Source organism: Pseudovibrio sp. Alg231-02, assembly GCF_900143565.1.
Classification (GTDB): Bacteria; Pseudomonadota; Alphaproteobacteria; order Rhizobiales; family Stappiaceae; genus Pseudovibrio.
This window is the reverse complement of sequence record NZ_FREX01000013.1, coordinates 92925-114376: the sequence shown is the minus strand read 5'-3', so window position 1 is coordinate 114376 and position 21452 is coordinate 92925. Positions and strand designations below refer to the sequence as shown.

Annotated in this window: 13 protein-coding genes and 1 pseudogene; 3 read left to right on the top strand and 11 right to left on the bottom strand. The window is 47.3% G+C overall.

The window, feature by feature from the left end; genetic code table 11:
• Positions 1 to 56: 56 nt before the first annotated feature.
• The 4 genes from DHN43_RS24765 to cyaB all read right to left on the bottom strand — a co-directional run bounded on the left by DHN43_RS24765 (position 57) and on the right by cyaB (position 5262).
• The gene (locus DHN43_RS24765; protein ID WP_108820436.1) at positions 57 to 770 is read right to left on the bottom strand and encodes an aspartate/glutamate racemase family protein; all 714 of its coding nucleotides are present in this window, start codon (positions 768 to 770) and stop codon (positions 57 to 59) included.
• Between the two features lie 169 nt (positions 771 to 939).
• The gene (locus DHN43_RS24760; RefSeq protein ID WP_108820435.1) at positions 940 to 1833 is read right to left on the bottom strand and encodes a PhzF family phenazine biosynthesis protein; all 894 of its coding nucleotides are present in this window, start codon (positions 1831 to 1833) and stop codon (positions 940 to 942) included.
• A gap of 281 nt (positions 1834 to 2114) precedes the next feature.
• Positions 2115 to 3149: a GlxA family transcriptional regulator gene (locus DHN43_RS24755; RefSeq protein WP_108820434.1), complete on the bottom strand. Its 1035-nt coding sequence runs from the start codon at positions 3147 to 3149 to the stop codon at positions 2115 to 2117.
• A 1519-nt stretch (positions 3150 to 4668) separates the two neighbouring features.
• Positions 4669 to 5262: a class IV adenylate cyclase gene (cyaB, locus tag DHN43_RS24745; protein WP_108820432.1), complete on the bottom strand. Its 594-nt coding sequence runs from the start codon at positions 5260 to 5262 to the stop codon at positions 4669 to 4671.
• Between the two features lie 924 nt (positions 5263 to 6186).
• On the opposite strand from cyaB, the gene DHN43_RS24740 reads away from it, so the two are divergent.
• Positions 6187 to 6660: a GNAT family N-acetyltransferase gene (locus tag DHN43_RS24740; RefSeq protein WP_108820431.1), complete on the top strand. Its 474-nt coding sequence runs from the start codon at positions 6187 to 6189 to the stop codon at positions 6658 to 6660.
• 3 nt (positions 6661 to 6663) lie between these two features.
• Here DHN43_RS24740 and DHN43_RS24735 read toward each other — a convergent pair whose 3' ends face one another.
• The 7 genes and pseudogenes from DHN43_RS24735 to DHN43_RS24705 form a co-directional block, all read right to left on the bottom strand.
• On the bottom strand, positions 6664 to 7653 hold the full coding sequence (locus DHN43_RS24735; protein WP_108820430.1) for a GlxA family transcriptional regulator: 990 nt from the start codon (positions 7651 to 7653) through the stop codon (positions 6664 to 6666).
• A 35-nt stretch (positions 7654 to 7688) separates the two neighbouring features.
• Positions 7689 to 8402, bottom strand: coding sequence for a methyltransferase family protein (locus DHN43_RS24730; RefSeq protein WP_108820429.1), 714 nt, complete (start codon positions 8400 to 8402; stop codon positions 7689 to 7691).
• An 810-nt stretch (positions 8403 to 9212) separates the two neighbouring features.
• On the bottom strand, positions 9213 to 10109 hold the full coding sequence (locus DHN43_RS24725) for an alpha/beta hydrolase family protein (protein WP_108820428.1): 897 nt from the start codon (positions 10107 to 10109) through the stop codon (positions 9213 to 9215).
• 1026 nt (positions 10110 to 11135) lie between these two features.
• The gene (locus tag DHN43_RS27655) at positions 11136 to 11267 is read right to left on the bottom strand and encodes an integrase core domain-containing protein (RefSeq protein WP_108820427.1); all 132 of its coding nucleotides are present in this window, start codon (positions 11265 to 11267) and stop codon (positions 11136 to 11138) included.
• Positions 11268 to 11517: 250 nt separating this feature from the next.
• Positions 11518 to 11727, bottom strand: a pseudogene (locus DHN43_RS27125) (IS3 family transposase); the annotation flags it as partial.
• A 580-nt stretch (positions 11728 to 12307) separates the two neighbouring features.
• Positions 12308 to 13177, bottom strand: coding sequence for a DUF2971 domain-containing protein (locus tag DHN43_RS24710; RefSeq protein WP_108820425.1), 870 nt, complete (start codon positions 13175 to 13177; stop codon positions 12308 to 12310).
• Between the two features lie 690 nt (positions 13178 to 13867).
• Positions 13868 to 15067 (bottom strand): alpha/beta hydrolase, encoded by a 1200-nt coding sequence (locus DHN43_RS24705; protein WP_063290896.1) that lies wholly within the window; start codon positions 15065 to 15067, stop codon positions 13868 to 13870.
• An 819-nt stretch (positions 15068 to 15886) separates the two neighbouring features.
• Here DHN43_RS24705 and DHN43_RS24700 point away from each other — a divergent pair.
• Together DHN43_RS24700 and DHN43_RS24695 are read left to right on the top strand one after the other, a co-directional pair.
• Positions 15887 to 16396, top strand: coding sequence for a hypothetical protein (locus DHN43_RS24700; protein WP_159096980.1), 510 nt, complete (start codon positions 15887 to 15889; stop codon positions 16394 to 16396).
• A gap of 115 nt (positions 16397 to 16511) precedes the next feature.
• Positions 16512 to 21440 carry an RHS repeat domain-containing protein gene (locus tag DHN43_RS24695; protein WP_108820423.1) on the top strand — a complete coding sequence of 1643 codons (4929 nt, stop codon included), beginning with the start codon at positions 16512 to 16514 and terminating at the stop codon, positions 21438 to 21440.
• Positions 21441 to 21452: the final 12 nt, after the last annotated feature.

Here is a 21452-nt window from a genome sequence, read left to right as displayed (position 1 = left end):
AAGAATGTAAGTGATTGCATGCTGTTATTCGACTTAATCTATGCACTGACAAAGTGTTATAAATTATCTCGCAGAGCATAATGACTGCTTAGTCCTCGCATGATGGCGCGAATATGTACTTCTGCACAATCAATAGCTGTAAATCCGCAATGTTGTCCATCGAAGGCGACAAAAAAGTCAGTACCAGCTAATAAAACAGCTTGAGCTCCGTTCTGGACGCATAGATCTCGACCAATTTCGAATAAAGCCTCCCTTTCCTCATTCGTAGCAATGCCATTCGCAGCAATAGAATCATATATAGAATCGACTATAAGGGCCCTGTCAGATAGTGGAGCAATTACCTCTGCTGAACTTATTCTCTCAAATAATTTCCGTTGCATGATAGGTAGCGTTCCTATGATACCGACCTTTTGCAAACTTCGAGATTGCAGATATTCATTGATAGCAGCCAAACCATCCACGATTGGCAATGGTGAGCATGCGTCCAGCTCCTGCAGACAAAAATGCCCCGACATTGCTGTTATTGCTACTTTGTTTGCACCCGCCTTTCTGAGACGTCCTATCAATGCTTTAAATATCCGAACTTGAGCAGTGGTCGCGCAATTTTCTAAATTTAACATGAGAGTTCGGAGATCTGCGTGAGCAATAGTTAAATCCAAGTTTATCCCTAGTTCACTGTGCATCTCGCATAGGCGACGATGGTAAAAGTTAGTTGCCGAAAATCCAATACCACCTATTAACCCGAGGTGCGGGACCGTACCATTAATCATGTTAATTTCTACCTGAAATGGCCCTTGATAGCAGAGCAGTATCGGTTTTCATCGAGACAATCGCGGTTTGTTCTTCACTCGCGCTTTAGGTTAAAAGGAACTCGAAAATAGCGATCTTTGAATAACAACGTTACAAACACGAAATAGCGTAACTTGAGGATGACATACTTTATAGTCTCACATAGCTGCTTTGGAGCCTGGAGGCGGATCCGGTCACGTGTATACTACTAGCTTTACCTTCACTAAACCGCACTGTGGACAGCACTTTACAGGGTTTGTTCATCTCATGACCTTGTTCGGCCTCAACTGTGGCTATTTCAGATTCGATGTCGCGAGGGAACTGAAGTTGGTAAAGCAGACCAGCAAGAGCACCATTTGTTGTTCCGGAAGCAGCTTCTTCATGGTCCCCGACACCATGACAGAAATCCCGAAGTCGTAACTTGATGTATCCGGATTTACTCTGCTGCAGGCACCATACACCAATTGTGTCGTACCCATTAACATGAGAATAGTTAAGTATATTACTATGATTTAACTGTAGTTTACTCAAGCGGTCAATTGTACTGACTTCTACAAAAAGATGATTTAGTGAGGCTGATGCCGAATATGCGCTCTTAATTTCATTACTAGAAAGGCCAAATGAGTCGTGAAATTGCGCACCTCTTAGATTAATTGGCTCAAATTTAGGTACTTCAAGCTGTATTGTGATACTTGCAGTCTGATCATGCCGATCAGTGAAAATAGCGATCTTTCCAGCTTTGGTTAGTTGATAAAAAGTGTGAAGGTTGCATTGTATTAAGTTGTCATCAAGTAGTGCTGAAAATGCTGCTACAGTGGCATGGCCACACATATCCATTTCACCTGTACTTGAGAAAAAACGCACATAAAATGTACGGTCATTTTTTTTGCGTACAAAAGCACAAGTTGGGGCACCAATGTCGGAAGCAATACGTAGCATCTGAGCAGGTGACAAATCGACTAAGTCATATATGACACCGGCTGTGTTCCCGCCGCAAACTCCATCAGAGAACGCCGCATATAATTTTATAGGTAATTTAGTCATTGAGATTTTGCGGTGACACTCTTCAACATAGATGAAATTGAGTTAGCTTAGTCTGACTACCCGCTATCTAACCCAAAGAAAGATAACATCAGGACAGGAGCGTCAGTCGCTATGTGCAAGATGAGCTATATTTCGCTAACTTGAAAGGGCTATTAGAGACAAACCCCAGCAGCTAGCGACAGGTAAATACAACATAAGGCTTGAATACAAACCCTGGATCCTCTCAAAGTTTGGAGGGAACTTGGGGCTCAGGTCACTTTTCGCAATAAACTTTTTTGTTCTTATTGTTTGACTACATTTTCTATGCCTTCCCAGCGAGATCCAAATCGTCTTCTATATTCGCTGGGAGATATGCCGACTAACCTAATGAATAGCCTTCGAAAGGTACTTGTATCATTATATCCGCATTCGTTAGCAATATCGTCAATTGGAAGAGATTGTCTCTCAAGGATCAACTTCGCTTTCTCTATCCGAGATAACTGAATATATTTAACTGGGGATGAGCCGGTTGCAGCCTTAAATCGCCGCTCAAAAGTCCGTGTCGGGAGGTTTGCTGCGGCTCGCGCATTTTTGAGGGCATCTTTGCTCTGGAGGCTACTTAGGATTGCTTCTTGTGCGCACCGTATGCGAGCGTCAAAATATTGCCGAGTTGCAGCTAGTTTACAATATGCCAGTTGATCTTTCTTGCCCCAATCTATTAGATAGTACTTAGCACTTTGAATAGCAGCCTCATGACCTAAAAATCGATTAATGAGGAACAAGGCAACGTCGTTCCAAAGAGCTCCTCCCCCAGATGTAACTAACTGATGCCCTGGTCCGCTAAAGACCATGGAACTACGAGCGTGAACTGAAACTTTCGGATAAAGCCTTTGGAATTCGGTTGCCCATGCCCAATGCGTAGTTGCCTTCTCCCCATCTAGCAAACCGGCTTGTGCTAATATGCAGCCACCTGAACAAATTCCGGCAATCGTGGCCCCGTTATTAAAATTTAGTCTGAGCCAATTTAGCAACTCGGGAGGTTGCTGTTCCGGAACGTTATTGGCATCGCCGATTGCAGGGATCACAATCGCATCCACAACACCGGCTTTCTCTATGGTCACTTCAGGAGCTATTTTCGCTTCATTCCAACCGATAATAGTTTCGTTTGACACTGCGACGATCTTCACGTCAAGAGATTTTTGAGCGTTCGCGTCTGCAGATTCAATACCGAACTTCATTGCCGTTTTCAACACATCGAAACATCCGAAGAGTGCACTTGCATGCACTCCTGGGCAGGCTAAGCACACTATTTTAATTCTGCCTTTTGAATTAATCATCTGACACTTGATCGATCGTACAAATGCAGACAAGCGTCACTAATTAAATCCGGACCTAGAACGAAGGCTATAAGTTCGCGCTTCTGAAAGGAAGACAGGCTGTTATTGGAACGACTATGTCGCGGCAATAGCGATGCGATCACCATAGATATCCAACGCACGCTGCCCACAGTAGCTAATCGTCGCCTCCTGTGATCAGGCGAAAAGAATTTCATAAAAAGTGCATCCTTATAGCTGGAGTACTAATCGCTTGAATACAGCAGAATGCAATTGGTTATGGAGGGTGGTTAGCGACATTGATAGGTGCTTCAACGACAGATGCAACAAGCGCAAAGATGTACCTTTTTTCTTCTAAGCGTTAAGGAGCACACTAAATGGAGTGAGAAAGTTATGAGTTGCAAGGTATCCTGCAGGGGAAGTATCCACCTATCTTGCTTAGTATTGAGACGTTTCCTTACGGTTCCCAGGGGATTGGCATGCTGCCTGCCAATATTCCGTACAAATCCGTAGCTTTTGGTCGACCGAAAGGTTCCACAAGCTTTATAATATGAGCATTAACTGGCGTTATGAAACCCACGCTGATCACCATGACGTTCCTGATAATGGAATGTCTCTAGTGCCCTGCGTTGGCAGTCCAGGGAATTGCCCACCAGAAAATTGCGGAGGCGTTGAAAAGCGTACTAATGCTTAGGCAGGTCGTTGATGATTTGGCCGTCGGGATGTTCTCGTTGAACAAATAGATCACGATGTATCGAGATACTGACGTGGTTTCTGATGAGGACTTGGACTTCACTTGGGAGAACGAACACCTTCGACGTGAAGTGCGCTTTCTCAAGAAAGAGCGGGATGCTCTTAAAAAGAGCTACCCAGTTTTTCACGCCCTAAAACAATGTAATATAAATTTATCGAAAAAGACGGGAACATCTTCCGGCCACCTGTTTATGTAACTTTGCTGGCGTCAGTACACGAGGATTGCGAGTGTTCCGCTGTCGACTTGCAAATCTCAGACGGCGTTCTGAATGTACGACATCAACGGGTTGGCAAGTTAATGCGTAAAATGGCAATTATCTCCAAAACTCTATTAAAAATTGCATCCACCACACGGATCGCAGTAGCCAGGTTTGATCTCGCAATTAGCAGAAGAACTTGCGTCAGCATGGCTTCGAAAGCTCGATGGGCGGCAAAGACAGTTGCTATGACAACGCAGCAGTCGAGATATTCTGCAACACCATAAAGGAAGAGCTGACTTGGCAATCTTTGAATACATCAACGACTTATCCAACCCACACTGCTAAGGTTGGATAAGTCTAATCGCTCTCGAACTGAGGATGGATTAAACGAACACGCGAGACGAAGAAAAGTCACGGCAAACCTAGTGTTTTAAATGTTTCATAAAAAGCCGCATCATCAGACGTGGATGTGATGGATGTAGAGGGAAACTATCGCTATCTCCATTCAGTCAGTATCAGATCTCAGAGTCTGCTGGTATTTCCTACACGATATGGGGCCTTGAATGCAATTAAGCCTTTTTCAAAGCCTGCTGCATGGCGCGGTAGGATTGGGTTTGCAGGGCGTTTGAGGAGAGGTTGAAGCTGTTGGCCAGTTCGCCGATCTCCTGCTCGTGTTGAGATAGCATGTCAGCGTCATCTGTCATGATAGCCAGTTCAACAAAACGGCCAAGGTCAGGGAGCTCGTCCAGCGTGACGTGGAACTTGCCGAGGAAGTAGATGTCGCGCTTCTTTTCCAGCCGCTCGACCTCCTCAAACCCCAAAGACAGGATCATGGCGTTCGTCTGATCTGCATCTGCCATATCCATGGAAATACATTTGTCCGGGCCCGGCCCTTTGCTGATCCAGAGTGCACGGCCTGACGGGCGCATGACACGCAGCACGTGTTGCTGGTTGTTATTGGCAAGGCGCCTGTCTGCAAGGTCATAGAAGATGTCTTGCTCGGCATTGCCAAGAGTGAAGGGCACGGCACCACGCGCTTCCAGCTGACTGCGGATCACCTCAAGATCAGCAACAGCGTATTTGCGCTCTACTTCATAGATACCAATGAAGTGATCACCCGGATCACACAGCATGCCTTTGGTTTGAAGATCGGTCCCAGTCATCACAAGCTCCCTAAGCTAATAAGAATACCCTTAAGAAGCGTTTGAGAGGGATGCAAGGCCGGAATACGAGGGACCGCTGTTACGTTGGCCTGTATAGTATGTTTGTGTCGCTATAAGCCCTTATAGACAAGAAACAAACAGGGTGCCAATCTTATAACATTTCATTTCATCTCCAATCTTCTAGTATACACCCTTCATCACGTACCAGTAGAAACTAACCAAAGTGGTTCTAGCCTAATAGGTTAAGTTCACCGTACGCACACAAAATGGCTGCGTTGTAACCCTGAAACCAGCATTATTGCTCACGTACTCGAGCAAGCCCTCGAGAAAATTATGAGCCTAATCGCCAGTTCTATCAATTACGACCGCAAGACTGGGCGATTACATTGAATTAATTGCCGACCTCTGGAAAAGCTATCTTTTGGAGGACGATTTGAGCATAAACACCGCGCCGGTGAGGATAAGATTTTGAAAGATAGTTCCATTACACCTGCAAACTCTAGCTGAAATACGGCAGGCATTTGATGTTATAGTGCTTTTTCAATAGAGTTCAGCAAGTAGTTTTCTCTGAAAGGCTCAATGTGTTCATAGCTACGAAAGTGGCCAAAAATTAGAACATAATATAAATGACAAAGCAGATTCACACTCCCCGGCGGAATATTCGCTCTAAAGCAAGTATCTTCATAAGGATTGACCACCAACGGACCCTTTAAGCAAAACCCCTTTCCGATTACTGGGCCTTATCTTGTTCTGAGGTTGCCTTTTCGTCGCCCCCCCAATTATTCTACAGCTTAAGACTGCTATGTAGCTCAATCAGTAGGAAATTAAGGAAAACGAAAGAGATTTTGTCGTTTTGCCCTCTTTCGCCTTATCAGAGTTTGTGGCAGGAGGCTGCCTTTATACCTAACTGAGTGAAAACCGCTAATGCCTGTCGAGATCCGCCCACTGTGCAAATCAGATGCCTCAGATTGCGCGCACGTGTTTTTTGATGCCGTCATGATCGGAGCAAAAGAACATTATTCGAAGGAGCAACTTGCCGCATGGGCTGGGCCTGCGCCAGCACCTGAGCGTTGGTCTGCCAAACTTTGCGACATGGCCGGCTTTGTTGCTGTCAAAGACAACATTGTGATCGGCTTCATGACCATCGACACAAAAGGTTACATTGAATTTGCTTTCACCAGCCCTAATCATACGCGCCAAGGCATTGGCACCACCATCTACAACCAACTGCTAAGTTGGGCAGAGCAGCGCGATATCACAACCCTCTCTGCAGATATAAGCCTTGCTGCGAAGCCATTCTTCCTCCACCACGGCTGGCAGGTTGAGTGCGAGCAGGCACCCGTTGTTCGCGGTATCTCGCTCACAAACTTCCTAATGACGAAAACCTTGGCCACGTAATGCTTAACGACGACCACCATACCTCTTCCGATATTCGCTTGGGGTCATGCCCACCAGTCGAATAAATAGGCGGCGAAACGATGTAGTATCTACATAGCCAACCTCGTAGGCGAGGCTTTCGACCGCCATATCAACAGTCTCAAGCAAGACCTTTGCCCGCTCCACCCGCATCTGCTGAATATACTTGCTAACAGCTGTTCCAGTCGCGGCCTTGAAGCGGCGCTCGAATGTGCGCACAGGTAACTCCGAAGAATCGCGCGCGTTTTGAAGCACATTCGTATTGGCAAGATTCTGCGCAATGACGCACTGAGCTTTCTTGACTTGCGCATCATAGTGCTGACGCGTTGCTTCCATACTGGAATAAAGCACTTGATCGCGTGCCCCCCAGTCAACCAGATAATACTTTGCACTTCGCAGCGCCGCTTCATGCCCGAGGAACCGCGAAATGAGGAACAAAGCCAGATCCGTCCAAAGCGCGCCGCCGCCAGTAGTCACAATGCGATGTGCGGGACCACTGAAAACCATCGCCCTACATTCGTGCAAGGTGACCCTCGGATATTGGTGCTTAAATTCCTCCGCCCATGCAAAATGAGTGGTAGCCTTCTCTCCATCGAGGACACCAGCTTCTGCTAGCAGGCACACACCGGAGCCCACGGCTGCAAGCGTCGTACCTGCCTCAAAATTGGACCTGATCCACTCCAGAACCGCTAGATTAGTCGGAAACGGCAAACTATGGATTTCACCAATAGCGGGAATGTAGATTGCATCTACTACACCTACTTGGGAGAGGGTCGTATCCGGTAAGATAAGTCTTCTCTTCCACCCCATCACGGGGTCCAATGTTTCTCCAACAATTCGCACGTCTAATACATCGGGGCGTCCGTAGCCAAACTCAGCACAGGACGTATCCTGCGCTGAACTTAAGACGTCTGTGCAGCCGAAAAGAGCACTGGTGTGCGTACCGGGTTGGGCTAAACAAGCAATGACTGTCATTTTGCTATTATTGCACTTCTTTATGTACTGATCTGCTATTTCCGTAAATTTGGAATAAATGCAGGTACTGCTTTTTTGTAACTACGGTAAACTTCTCCAAGCTCTTCAGAGAGATCGGCTTCCTCAAACATAGTCGCAATCCAAATGTACAGGAGTGTGGCAAACGCAAAAGTGAGCTGCCCCAATGTCATGAAAGGTGTGATCCACGGAGTGATCATCCAGCCCAAACTGATAGGATGCCGGATCAAAGCGTAAAGCCATCTGACGGTAAATGCAGGCTGTTTTCCTTGTACATGCCATGCCTGAGCCAGACCGAAAAAGGAGAAGTGCCCAATAGGAAATGTCGCACTAAACATGAGCACCCATACGCTGGTGTAAGCAGCTAGAACTCCCCAGTACACAAATGGCGTCTCAATTTGCCACACCACAATCGGAACGGGCTGCCAAAAGTATACCAGCAGGAACGTCATAGCAGCCGTCATATAAAGGTACGTAGCTCGTTCCATACTTTGCGGAATGTACTGCAACCACCATCTTTTGAAGGACCGTCGCGCGGTTAAAGAGTGCTGTAATCCAAACGCCAGCACCAACACAAAGTCAATGCATAGCGATTGTATCAAGGCCTCAGTGGCGCCGCTGTTTATGCTCTTAGGCACAAGAAAATCAATCAAGAATCCGAAGATATAAGCAATGTTGAGCATTGCAATCGCATAGGCGACTGCAGCATATAATAGCACAAATACGCGCATCTTCCCCTCCTCAAGGTTCTGTGAATACGCCAACAATTTGCTAAATTTCTCTCCTACCGGTTAGTGTAAATTGAGCCTATTTAGGGTCACAAACGACATTTCGCCTCATCGTTTTGTTGCTTCGCAGCAGGAAACAGACCTCCTCGGTAGGAAAATATCGTCTTTTGATCTGGTTTCGCAAGAACCCTTCATTATGAAATCAAGTTCTTTAAGGATTGGGCGCACTACGAGTTTCTTCAAAAAGTCTCCTTTAGGAAAACTGATAAGAAAGAGCTTACTCCTCCGATATAGTTCATCCGGCCACGCCAGGATTTGGGTTTCGATCCTAAACCTGCCGCCGAAGGAACTGGAGGTAATCTGCCCAAAAACTGAATGAGTTGGCACAACAGAATGGCTCCGTCGTAGAAAGAGCTTCTCTACGGAAGTGCTTTGCAAACAAGCACGCCAACTTAAGTCACCTTTTATGTTACTCTGAAGTTGTAACTTATCTCGATAGTCGGGTAGCGGAAGTGCAGTCAAAGCATTGTTTAGCAGTTCCGAAGGGTGGGGGTTCTGGCACCATAACCAAAGACGGCAAACGATTTATTTGCCAAGTCGGCGCACAAAGCTTCTATTTCCGGGAGGTGGACGATCACTTGCTGCAATTTTTAGTTCTGATCTATCTCAGGTCACAGTACTGGAATTTATGCTAAGAAAAAACAGCTCGAAGCATTTTACCGTTGCGTCTTCGATCCCAAATAGATTTCTCCTTGAGTTGAAACAATATGATCATATTACACCCGAAACAAACCGGTTCATTTTGGGCATTTTTCATGGACCCGTTGCAAGGTTTACCTGTTTAGATGGAGTGTCATCCAACTCGTCCTTACTAAAAATCTTTGGCCAGGCTTTTTTTGAGGATTCAGCAAAGATTTTGACATGCCCCAAAGAAGTGGTGTCAATGTCGCTCGGCTGGATAGTTAAATGCTCGATATGCGCAGCGTTTGGATAAAACTCCGCCAGCCGCGAAACAGCTTTTGGCGGTATCATCCAATCGTCAGCGACGGAGAGCAACTTCAACATTCCGTTAAATTGTGGCGCTTCTGGCAGTGGCAACTGGTTCCCCCAGTCTATGCGATGGAACGAGGGTGACAAACACCAGCGTCGCCATTGCCAGAACAAGTCGGCAGGTAAATCTGTCGCCAAACCCATCACCTTGCGGCTCAGTTGCCCAGTCAGCATTACAGACAGGGGGCCCGCCACAAACCAGAAGAACCAGATTTTCAGTTTATAAGGCATCGGCGTATACTTCCAGTATCCCAAACCAGAGCAAACTGCGCGTACAGAGTTTACCCGATTACGTTGCTGATGAAACGGGACCATCGTTCCACCAATGGAATGTCCTACCACGTGAAGTTTGCTGTCAGGGAAGCGCTCTGCGAGACAGTCAAGCGCCGCGGATTGGTCGAGGCAGCCCCAGTTGCTCAGCGTGACACGTTCGAACTCTTTAAGACCACTCAGCTGTTTGAAATGTAATCGATAATCATAAATCAAGCAGGCAGCTTGCTGTTCTTCTGCCAGCCATTCAGCAAAAGCAGTGTAGAAACGACGCTTCACACCTAGCGCAGGATGAAGCACAATAGCATGCTCTGGTTTGATGCCTTCTGTCACAAAGATCTCACCGCTAAGTGTAGCTCCTTTCGCGTCGATCTCCACACGCTCTTTCACAAGACTTACTCCCCAAGTAGTTTAAGAGAAATAATAAGGAATCATCTGCGCTGGCAACACTGCGGGTTACGGCGAAATCATGTCGCAAACGGCAACGACTTTTAAAGGCATCACAATAAACGAGCAAACAGGCGGAGAATTTGCCAAACGCTAGTCTTGCATTTCACACTTCATGCCAGGATACTATTGCTCTAACTTTTGTCTGAACGTTCCGCTCAATGCACACGTCGAGTTTGCAACAGGAGGTGGGGACCTGATCTATACCAGCACTTGTGCTGTATTTCACCGAAGCCCTCGCTGACAATGCATTGACAGTGCTTTCAGCAAAACCGGTTAAACCCGTTCCCCGTAACACCCGCGCTCAGCGTTGCTTGGGTTCATCTCGGCATAAGTTTCAATACAAGTCTGAAATTCAGCTGCTACTTTTCTTAAAGCTTTGATGCTGGCGGAATTGTTTTCATCCCCTTCCGAGTCGCAAGGCAGATCGTCAAAAACAATTTTCCTCTCGCGAAGATTACCGTTCCACAAATAGCTGGACTGACTCAAGATGGAGAAAGTTTGAGCATGCGCTAACCTGCAGGCACTTCAGACTTCGGCAACCAGATCAGACGGCGTTGTCACAACTGCCCCTCACTGTCAGATGCCCGCCTATCAAGGACATTGATCCTCCTCCAGCCGCTCACACCGTCTTGTTGTCGCTGGCCCCTCTGTAATTTAATATATTGATTGTCTAAGCATGCGCTCAACGAACATGAATGAGCGATGACGCTCCCCAGTTCGGGTCAAGCAACCTGTATCGACCAAAACGCTTTCTCTTTGCTCAATCCTCATGGGCAAAGAGACCTCCCCGTGTTTAGTCAGCTTGGCCCGAACCCCATATTTGCTACCACAGTCTGACCTAAGGCCCAAGTTCCCTCAAGTTTGTGTGAGGGTCTATAGTTTAAAGTCTCATGCAGTTCTCATTTCCAGCTATATTTGTCCTTCAAATTCTGCTGGAGAGAAATTGGCCAAATACGCACAAGATCTTTAAGTGTTGTCGTCGTGTTTCCAAGCCTTAATTTTGCCTCTGGCTTCGCTCAGTGATAAGAACAATGGTTCATTCAAGTACTCCTCTCGAAAGCTGCCGTTAAAATTTTCGACAATCCATTTGGGACCCATTGGCCGTTGCGTCTACACTCCGAGATCATATCGTCATTACCCTCGATATAAATCTGGAAATCAGCTGCTGCCTTTCCTAAAATTTTGATGCTGGCAGAGCGGGTTTCAACCTCTTCCAGGCCACATGTCAGATCCTTAACAACAAGCCTATCCTCGAGAAGATTACGGTCCTGCAGTATCCGTAATCAAGGATAGCTGGACAAATTTGGCTTTTGAACAGGGAAGTGTCTGGCCCTTTTGTGCGTTGATGTTATGCGGCTTGAGCGTGGTAGCGAAAGTGCCGGCTTTGAAGTGTTTTGCGTTTAACCATCTGCCGGTGCCGAAGGATCTGCTTGTCCCTGCCGAAGTTGCCGGTCTGCGCCTCCAAGTCCTCCGACATGGAATAGTCCTCGAGCAGAATGCGGTTCTTCATGGTCTGACGCCAACGCTCGATCTTGCCCCGCGTCTGCAGATGAAACGGTGTTGCAACTAAGCAGAAGTGACTGGTGGGCCGCAAAGCAGAAGCGTCATTGTGAGCTTGTGATAGGCAAAGAGTATGCACCTTGCCGCAGCGCTCTGGCCCTGACGGACGAAGACCCCACACATCGCAGGACGACAGGGCCCGAAGGAGTGGGCACCTCTGAGCGTGTTTGAAGGTGATGAACCTGCTAAGTGTTCGGGACACACTTTAGCACTTCGCCAGCGGCAGCAGTGCAGACATTTGCTGACGTTCGCTGCGGCGTAGAGAACTGGAAATGAGCATGGCTACGTCATGATGCGTCGGGCCAGGAGCGGTCATTGGGGCCTTTCAGCCAACAGTTGAGATCAACTTTGCTAATCTATTAAGCAACGGCCAACCGAGCCCTGTTTCGTTTCGATCTGAACGCATAGATGATTTCGCTGGATGCCCCAAGCGGAATTTTGAGTTTCCTGACCATCTGCCAAACCACCGTTTCCTGAACGACCCAAGGTCGACCTACCGCAGTCCAGCCCTTGGCTATCTGCGCGGCGAAGTTGCCGGGCGAGCCCAAAGCCGACACCGTTACGAACGTAAGGCCTTACTAAGCGGGATCGTAGACAGTTGTTCTGGGAGGCAAATGTCTTGCAACTTCATTTACGGGCGCATATCCTGCACTTCTCCAGCCCCACCCCAGATACCTGCACGGAATTTCCATAGCTTGAGCTGCTTCACCAACGGCAAGCTGTTTGTCCAGATCTTCATCAGACTTCATTCCAATGGCCACACCGATTAGGGCCTTTTCAAAGGGCAACTCGACCGGCCCTACAGCGCCGCCCGTTATGATGAACCGATATTCGTTTTCTGTTGACCAATCGGTATGCTTGTAGAGGAAATACGTGCGGTGATGCTCTTCAATCTTTTGCTGCAGCGCTTCCTCGAAATTTCTTTCAAAGACTGCCAGATCAATGACAGCAGCTCCATCTTCATCGGCTGGCAATTTGTCTCCGTAGCGAACCGCCCCCTGCAGCAGTAGCCCATCTCCATTCAATCCATTCGCAAAAGCCTGTCTCAAGCGTTCCCGATCGAAGATCAGGCACACACCCCGATGATCATGACCATATGTTGCCCACATCCGTGGCTTCGAATGGCCACGCGCGCAAAAGTCACTTGGACAGCAGCCGGGGCCCCAATCACCTTGCACATCGCATGAAAAACAAACGACTTTTGTCCGATTCCTGAAGTGATCGGATAATCGGTCATGGACAGCTCTCAACGCATCGCTGTTCCCAGAATTTCTAAATGCCCAACGATTGGGCTCTGATTCCATTGGGTCATTCACATTGGCAAGCGGATTGAAGCGAAGCGTTCGATTGCGGAGGATAAAGTCGATCGCGGTATCTGCGCTTGTGTAGTGATAGAGATATTTTTGCCGATCAAATTCCGGCGTAAATCCTGGATGTAATGGGTGCATTGTCTTCTGTTACCATTTGTCGGTAAGTAATAAAGATTCATACTCAGTAATAAACTATCATACTGGAATGCTCCCCGTTGACCTGAGGTCACCTCACTGCGCGATATGCTAATAATTGAGTGCGGAAAGCGGTCTTTCATTACACTGCGGGAACTGAGCTAAGCGAGAGGCTGTTGCCAGTGCCGTGGGCCAACTGCGGACATTCATTCGGCTCTATCAGGGGCTGAGACTGTTTGCTTGAAGGGTTTTGACCGTCTCCTTCAAACTAACTCGTCACTATTTCCAAAACCATAGGATTTTGTTGGCAGAAGCCTAAATCGTACGGCACTGTTATGAAATCAGTCGTTGACTTTGAGTGATGATAACTGCCAGCATCACCGCAAAGTTATAATTTACATGTCTAACTGCGTAGGGCGGCATTACGATCCATTTGAGACCCAGTTCTTGGAAGGTGGTTAAATGCTCGAACGCTCAAAACCTCATGTCAAAGCTATCTGGAAGTAAGCGCTCGGTGAAGCCGACCTAACGATGATGGCTTTGGCAAACTTATGTTAGCGATCAGCATTGGCTTTAAACAGCATGGCGTGCACCTTTACTGAAAGAAAGAACAGCTAGAATATACGCCTGAAGCGAATTTACGCAACAGCGTCGGGGTCATCCTCCTCAAGCGCGCACCACACCATCACGCTCCTATAGTATCGAGAGTACGTGGTTGAATATGGGGCCTCCGTGCGTATAGAACTCATTGATTACCGAGAAGTGATCACCCTGTTCGATAATCCGCAAATCTGCCTCAACACGATTATGGACCAAGTGATCGTAGAAGTCTTTGGTTTGTGCTTGATATTCGGCGCTTTCCTTAGAGCCAGCATAAAGAGTGAATTTCGCTCCGCGATGGCATGGCAAATGTAAAGGACTCATGAAAGGCAGATCTTCCGGTGAAATCCCCATCTGGTAGTTTTGAGCGTCGTGCATGTAAGGTTCCATATTGTAACCACCAGAAAAAGCAACCACGTTCTTGAATATAGATCCCGGTAGATCTGGATCTAATTGTGACCAATTGAAGACACCCATGCAAGCAGTCAGATGTGCACCTGAAGAGTGCCCCGCAACTGATATTCTGTCTCGATCTATGCCCCATTTTTCTGCGTTGACATAAAGATAGCGGATCGATTTCTTAACGACTTCGATCATTTCTTGAATAGAGACATCTGGCACTTGCGGGTAGTTGAGATTTGCAACCAGGACATCTTCTTGAGTGAATGAGTTTGCAATCTGGTAGTAGATGTCCTTTTGTGTGTACTGCCAATAACCACCATGAATATGGATCAGTAGTGGGCGCAGTGCTTTTTGATCTTTTGGCACAAAGAGATCCAAGTTACTGCGATAGAATGGTTGACCTCCGGTAGTAATTTCATGTTTCTCACAGTGGCTTGAAAGCTTCGTTTCGATCCACTGCTTTGCGAGTTCCCCAGCATCCGGGGACGTGAAAAACGTATGGAATTGGTCGAACAACTCCTTGGAAGTGTAGCCATCGAATATAACATCATTGCCTTCAGGAAGCTGAACAATATTAGCTTCAAAGGTGAACTTGTCGTCTTCGACCAGCGCAACATCTCCGAAGCGCCCCCCCCCCATTGTCCTTCGGTAAATGTCATCGACTTTTGGTAATTTTTCCATTACATCGTCGATATCGGGCGCACCAATCGTCAAGTCATGCACATAACAACGTTCCATTCCCAATTCGTCGTATTTTTGACGAAGGCTGTTCGAATTTTCCTCAACGGCCTCGAGAATATTGTTTTTTTTGCTGGAAACCTTAACATTCACTATGCGGCCATCATTGGTCTTGAAGCGCGGCGGGTATTGGTTCACGTAAGAAATCTTCATGGTGATCCCTCTTTTCTGAAATCAAAACTGAAGATACACATGGGATGTAAAAATCCTTAGAATTAATCAGCTTAAAATGGCCGCTTAGCGAATATAATGAAATTTTCCGGGATCAGGAACGAACTCCAGAGCGGACGCATACAAGGGAATCCGGAGAGAGCTTGAATGTTCAGTATGGTCGCTCAACAACAAGCTGACCGAAATCAACCTTTGATTGAAGTGACATGCTAACTGGACCTTCCTAGAATTAGGACGAATGGCCGGTATTGGTCACCAGCTACATGCTGCTCTTGCGAATGCCTATGCGCCGACGAACGGCAGCAAAGGAGCTCCGAGCCCCGACCGTCGGGCCGTTTCCATCATTCGCAAATAAACTGACCCGAAGCGGATAATTGCGATCGCGATGCAAATAATGCGATCTCATTCGCAGCTTATGTGAGTTTGGCGGGTCTGATAGGTGCAATTAATTCGAGCGAAAACCCAGGATGTTTGCAATCCGAGTAGCGGATGAATGCAATTCGCGACAGGTAAAGGTCATCGGCAAGCTAATCGCGAGTTGTGCAACACTCCATGTCAGAGCCTGATACCTTTTTACGGCTCTGTCCCGTTTTCAAAAAAATGTGGCGACGGTTGCTGGCACTCTCATAACTTCCCTAACATCACATGCCAAAGTGCGAGCAGGATCTGTGCATTCGGGGATGATGACGCCCGTGGCCCAATCAAATTTCACAAAGAGCAAATGAAGGCGTCTCCTATCGTGAAGTCCACAAAATTGGGCACAAGTCACTCATGTGCGCAGATAATAAAAAGGAAGAAAAAATGCGTGTCTTTCCTAGTCTCTTTACGGCAGCGTGTCTCTTGTTTACCGGTACTCCCGTTTTTGCCGCCATTTCCAGTGCCAATATCCAAGCTTGCATCAATGTAGATGTTGCACCTCTTGCTCCGATTAATGTTAACTTTATCGCGGGTAGCGGAACCGACCAATGTATGAGTGCCTCGGGCACGGATGAACCTCTCACTGTCGACACAAAAGGCCTTAACTGCGTTAGTATTGGCAATGTGGCAAGCAGCGCTGACGACGACGATAACAGTTGCGATACCCTGCCGTCTGCTTGGACACTGAGTTATCATACAGACGACTACGCTCAATCCGGCACAGCACGGACAAGCTGGGCGGCTGAAAGTGATGAGCTTCGAGATTCAGTTTCATTGAAAGAGACATCTCCGGGTACTCAGATCTGCCCTGAAGAAGCAAATTGCGATGCGACCTCCCAAGATTGGGACCATAACACCACCCCCGACATCTACATCATCTTCAATATGGAATGATCTTTCCAGAACCCTTCATCAGCACAGGTTGCTCTTTTGCTTTCCAGAGCAACAAGGCCTGCCATGATTTGGCAGGCCCTCTCCCATAACAATCAAAAAACATGAGAGAACCACTATGTCTAACTCGCAGTATCGTGGATCACAGGCGTTCAACCAAACGCTTCAGGTTAATGAATACGTCAATAAAAACACTGGCTCACTCACTATTCGAATTCCACTCGTTGAACTGCGAGGTAAGACAGAAGCCATTGGACTAAATCTCTCCCTCTCGTACCTTTCAGGAGCTGACGGACAATTGGGTATGCCGGAAGGCTGGGGTTTCAATCTGCCTTTCGTCACAAATGACGAAACACTCACATATCAGGGTAAGACTTTTGTCATTGATCTCGAATGGACTGACAGCTCCGGCTATCAGTCTGGCTTAAAGTATCTGAACGACCATGGGCAAAAATTTGAGAAATTCGTTAGAGATCAACCTCTGCCCTCTGGTGATGGAAGCTACCGTTATCTGCTCTCCTATAATGATGGGTCAAAGAGTTACTTTGATGCCACTGGCAAGCCCGTGCTGCAATCTGATCTCTTCGGCAATTCATTACAGTACAGATATGCTGACCAACTAACCGGGGTAGTTGGAAATAAGCTGACTGCCATTGTGGACTCCTATGGGCAAACCGTGACGCTTTCCTATAACTTTGGCAGTTTGATCGTGACGCTGCCGGACGGATCTACTCAAGAAGTCACATACGCTGATCAAGGCGTGGCTCGTATCATCAATCAAAGTGATGCTCCGACTGAGTTTGCATACATCAATCATGCCGACCAAACGGTCATTTCAGAGATTTCTTATGGTTCAGGACTAACAACAACCCTGACCTACACCTCCATCGATTACTTAGATGAAGATGGTAATCAAGGCTCTTTTCCTGCTGTTCAGAAGCTACAACACAGCAACCTGAACCGGGAAATTCTGGATGCCACTCAATATGTCTATGGAAGTGCCAGTGATGGCAATACATTTACAGGCTTTGCAGATGGGTATCGCCTGTCAGATTCTGGTGACAGTTTGATGAGCGGCCAGAATCCTGACTATCTTTATGATGTGCTGATGGAGAAGCTTGCAAAAAATGGATCAATTCTTTCTGCTTCACGTGTTTTTTACAACTATTTGCACTCACCGGTTCGCTCCTTTTCTTACCTTTTAAGTCAGGACGGCAGCACTATCGAAGCTTACAGAAGCTTGTATGAGTATCATTTCGTCTCCGATCAGCATGATCGCAGCGTTAATATGAGCAAGCCTGTCAGCGTTACTTATAGTGTCTACGATCCGGATGCTCAGAGCTGGCACGACTATAAAAAAATTGAGAGCGATTACAACAACTTTGGTCTTCTGGTATCCAGCAGGACGTATGATCTGACGGATGGCGACAGATCTCTGGTCCGCGAAACAACACGATCTTACGTAGCTGCTGGCTGGGGCGGTGCGATGCCACTTGAAAAGGTTGAGCGGGATGGAAAAAAAAGCCGTGAGATCAAGTCGACTTATACTCTCACTGAAGACCAGAAAAACATTTCTCAGATTACTCTTTTTGAGAAAACCAATGAATCTGTATCGTTTATGCCCACAAAAACGAAACGGTACTCATATGATGATGAGGGTGTGCAAGTAAGCTGGCAGCTGACCTGGGCAGAAGGTCATTCTGGTGATGCAGGCGATTTAACTTCTATTAGCAGCAGCATAACGCATGCTTTTGATGCAAGTTCCGGTCAGCTTACTGTTTCTACAACAGATGCAAATGGCGGAGTGGGTACCAGTATTTTTGATATGCGCCTGCCTATGGCGCCTCGCGTTCAGCAGAAGACCCCCGAAGGAAAAACCTACAACTTCTCCTATGACGCCGCTGGTCGTATGACAGAAAGTACAGACCCGCTTGGCCAAAGCAAAACCTATACCTACACAACAGCCGTCACATCTAACGGGTCAGCAGATCATGCTAGCAATACGGTCGTAACTCGTAATGCAAATGACTATATGCTCCGCAGTACTTTCGACGCGCTTGGTCGCTTTATTTTGCTTGAAGATAATGGGGATCCAACACAAGCCACCCCCGAGTTGAACCGACAGCTGGAAGCAATCACCTATAACTTGCTTGGACTGAAGGCAGAAGAAACAGGAATGACGGGTCTCACAACCCGTTATGCCTACGATTCATTGGGACGGGAAACTTCCAGAACAGATGCTCAGGGGAATGAGTATACTCTCAGCTATGATGATCCAAACCTGACTATTCAAAGTCACCTAAACGGTACTTTGCGTTCAAACGTTGAATACAACGGATTGAGTCAGAACATTGTTGTCAAGAGCTATCCCTACTCGGATACCACGGCCACACAATTTTACATGCACACCTATTCCTATAATGGATTTGGGTTACAGGATACAGTTGCAACATACAGCATGGATGGTGATGAGCAGACCCGTATTTCAACGACCACAAGCGAGTACAACCCAGAAGGTGCTGTTGTAAGCGAAACATTTGCAGGGTCAGCGGCCGATGAAGCGCTGCAAGCAGATGTAGTGACAGTAACTAGTTACGATCTGCTGGGCAATCCAGTTCAAGTGGGCCGTACAGTGAGTTATAATGGCGAGCCTCAGCCAGAAGCAACGACTGCTGTTCTCTCCTTTGATGCAATGGGGAACCTTGTTAAGGCCACCAACCAGTCAGAACAATCACAAGTCTTCACCTACAATGCAGACAACGAACTCATTACCTACCAGCGCCATGACAGGTTGATGACCCGCTATACTTATGATGATGCTGGCCAACTCACGAATGCTGAAACGGGTGACACCCACAGGTCATTTTCCTATCTCTCCAATGGTTTGGTTAGCGAGATCTCTGAAGGGGAAGCATCCATCAGATACGGCTATTCTCTGGATGGAACTGCCTCAACGATCCAGTATCCAGATGACACGTTAATCAGTTTTAGCAAAGACGATTTTAGCCGTGTTGTGGGTTACACCCTGCCAGATGGTACTCAATCCTCCTACACTTACACAGATACTAATCAGATTTCTGAGCAGATTACTGATGGTGTTTCTCTTCGCAACACCTGGGGTTCTACCAATAATCAACACGGTGTCCTGCTTAGCCAAATAGTACAGGATTCCCTAGAGCACAGTCAGAACACAAATTTTGCTTATGATGGCTATGGGTATCCTCAGCAGATCGATGTCATTGATGGCGAAGGTGCGAAACTGCTCAGTACCACGGCTACACGCGATAGCTGGCGCAATGTCACCAACCTGACCATAAGCTCTGAAAGTATTCAGGATGCAGCGGTGAATCTGGCTAAAACCATGTCGTACAACGGTTTAAATCAACTGGTTTCATCGCGGTCGCGTAATTTGAAGAATAACGAGCTCTCCAGCGAAGCATATAGCTTTGATGGTGCGGGAAATATTCTCGCTTACACGCACGATGACGATACTCAGGAATTTCAGTATAACGAAATCAACCAGCTGATCAGCGATGGCATTACATATGATGAAAACGGCCGTATGTTGAAGGATGTTGATGGAACAAGTTACTCCTACGATGATCTTGGCCGCCTGACTACGGTTGAGTTAACGGACGGCACGCAAGTGCAATACAGCTATAATGCTGAAGGCATGCTTTCTGCAGTGCTACGAGATGGTGCCACCAATCAGCTTCACACAGTCTCCAATAGCGTAGCAGGCGTAAGCCAGAGTGTTTCGCAGGAAGATGACGAGGAAAACTCACACGCGATTTTGTGGTCAAATACACTACCGTATGCACAGCGTACGGCGACTTCGCTTAGTCTTTACTCAAGAGTCATGAACTCGGTCCGTCTGCATAGCACCGACGGTGATTACGAAGGAATCAGCGTCTCAGATTACGGGCTCGTCACCAGTACCACGCCCCTTACTACCGCGAACAGCTTTAACTGGGAAGGTGAATATACCGATGCAGTAACTGAACTGAGCTTTATGAATGCTCGCTGGTACAGCCCTAAATCCATGCGCTTCCTTACACCGGATCCGCTGTACTCGATAAACACCTACGGCTATGCGAATGGTAACCCGATTGCAAATTTTGATCCTACTGGTTTAACAAGCGCCAAAGAAGTCGGGATCTATGTACTGGCCCTTGCAGTTGGAATTGCAGCTGGAGTTGCTGTCGGCGCTTTGGTTGGTCTCGCATTTGTTGGAACAGAGGGTGTCCTAGCGGCTATTGCTGCTTCTAGTTTAGCAGGAGCTGCCGGTTCGGTCGCTGGAGATCTGGCTGCTTCACTCGTGACCGGTGAAGAAGTCACCGGAACGCAGCTTGGAATTGACGCCTTAGGTGGTCTCCTTGGTGGTGCCGCTGGTGCAAGTGTAGAGCGCGCTATTGGATGGAGTGTTGAACGAGGTTTGATAAGCAGTGGTACAGCCGCACGTCCTCTTCTAACAAGAAATCTGATCTTTGCTGGTACATCAGGTGGTATTTTCGATGCAGCAGTATCTGCGGGTGTCACTTCGATCGCCAAAAACCAACCATTCTTCTCTCGTGACAATATAATCAATATTGCAGTGGGTGGTGCCACGGGAGCCCAAGCAGGGTATTCCGAGGCACGTAATCTGCAAACTAATGTACTCCCCACAAGCACCACCACCCAAGGTCAAGCAGGTGCCTCTACAACAACAAATGCGGTAGGCAACGCACAAACTAGCACCAGTTTGAGCTCCAACCCGTCGAACACCAGTCAGATTGCCACGCGGCCAAGAAGCAATGCGAGGGCGGTAAACAAGATCACTACCATCAAAGCTGCCACAAAATATCGTGGCCTAGGTGGAGTTATGAGTAGTCGTTTTCAAACGGGTGCAACAAGCAATACCTCACACTCTGCAAGTTACGATGTCTTTGAACAGAACTTCGAGGGGACAACGACCGTGGCACCACTGGTGTTGGTGAGAGGCAACTTTCATGATGCACAAAAGATCGCTGAGAGCATTCAGACAAACATCTTGAAAGTAGTGCTTTAGTGAACAACCTCA

Bases quoted from the DNA above. Each gene is read 5' to 3' on its own strand.
- DHN43_RS24765 (WP_108820436.1), bottom strand. From the start codon at position 770: ATGATTAATGGTACGGTCCCGCACCTCGGGTTAATAGGTGGTATTGGA.
- DHN43_RS24760 (WP_108820435.1), bottom strand. From the start codon at position 1,833: ATGACTAAATTACCTATAAAATTATATGCGGCGTTCTCTGATGGAGTT.
- DHN43_RS24755 (WP_108820434.1), bottom strand. From the start codon at position 3,149: ATGATTAATTCAAAAGGCAGAATTAAAATAGTGTGCTTAGCCTGCCCA.
- cyaB (WP_108820432.1), bottom strand. From the start codon at position 5,262: ATGACTGGGACCGATCTTCAAACCAAAGGCATGCTGTGTGATCCGGGT.
- DHN43_RS24740 (WP_108820431.1), top strand. From the start codon at position 6,187: ATGCCTGTCGAGATCCGCCCACTGTGCAAATCAGATGCCTCAGATTGC.
- DHN43_RS24735 (WP_108820430.1), bottom strand. From the start codon at position 7,653: ATGACAGTCATTGCTTGTTTAGCCCAACCCGGTACGCACACCAGTGCT.
- DHN43_RS24730 (WP_108820429.1), bottom strand. From the start codon at position 8,402: ATGCGCGTATTTGTGCTATTATATGCTGCAGTCGCCTATGCGATTGCA.
- DHN43_RS27655 (WP_108820427.1), bottom strand. From the start codon at position 11,267: ATGGGTCCCAAATGGATTGTCGAAAATTTTAACGGCAGCTTTCGAGAG.
- DHN43_RS24710 (WP_108820425.1), bottom strand. From the start codon at position 13,177: ATGCACCCATTACATCCAGGATTTACGCCGGAATTTGATCGGCAAAAA.
- DHN43_RS24705 (WP_063290896.1), bottom strand. From the start codon at position 15,067: ATGAAGATTTCTTACGTGAACCAATACCCGCCGCGCTTCAAGACCAAT.
- DHN43_RS24700 (WP_159096980.1), top strand. From the start codon at position 15,887: ATGCGTGTCTTTCCTAGTCTCTTTACGGCAGCGTGTCTCTTGTTTACC.
- DHN43_RS24695 (WP_108820423.1), top strand. From the start codon at position 16,512: ATGTCTAACTCGCAGTATCGTGGATCACAGGCGTTCAACCAAACGCTT.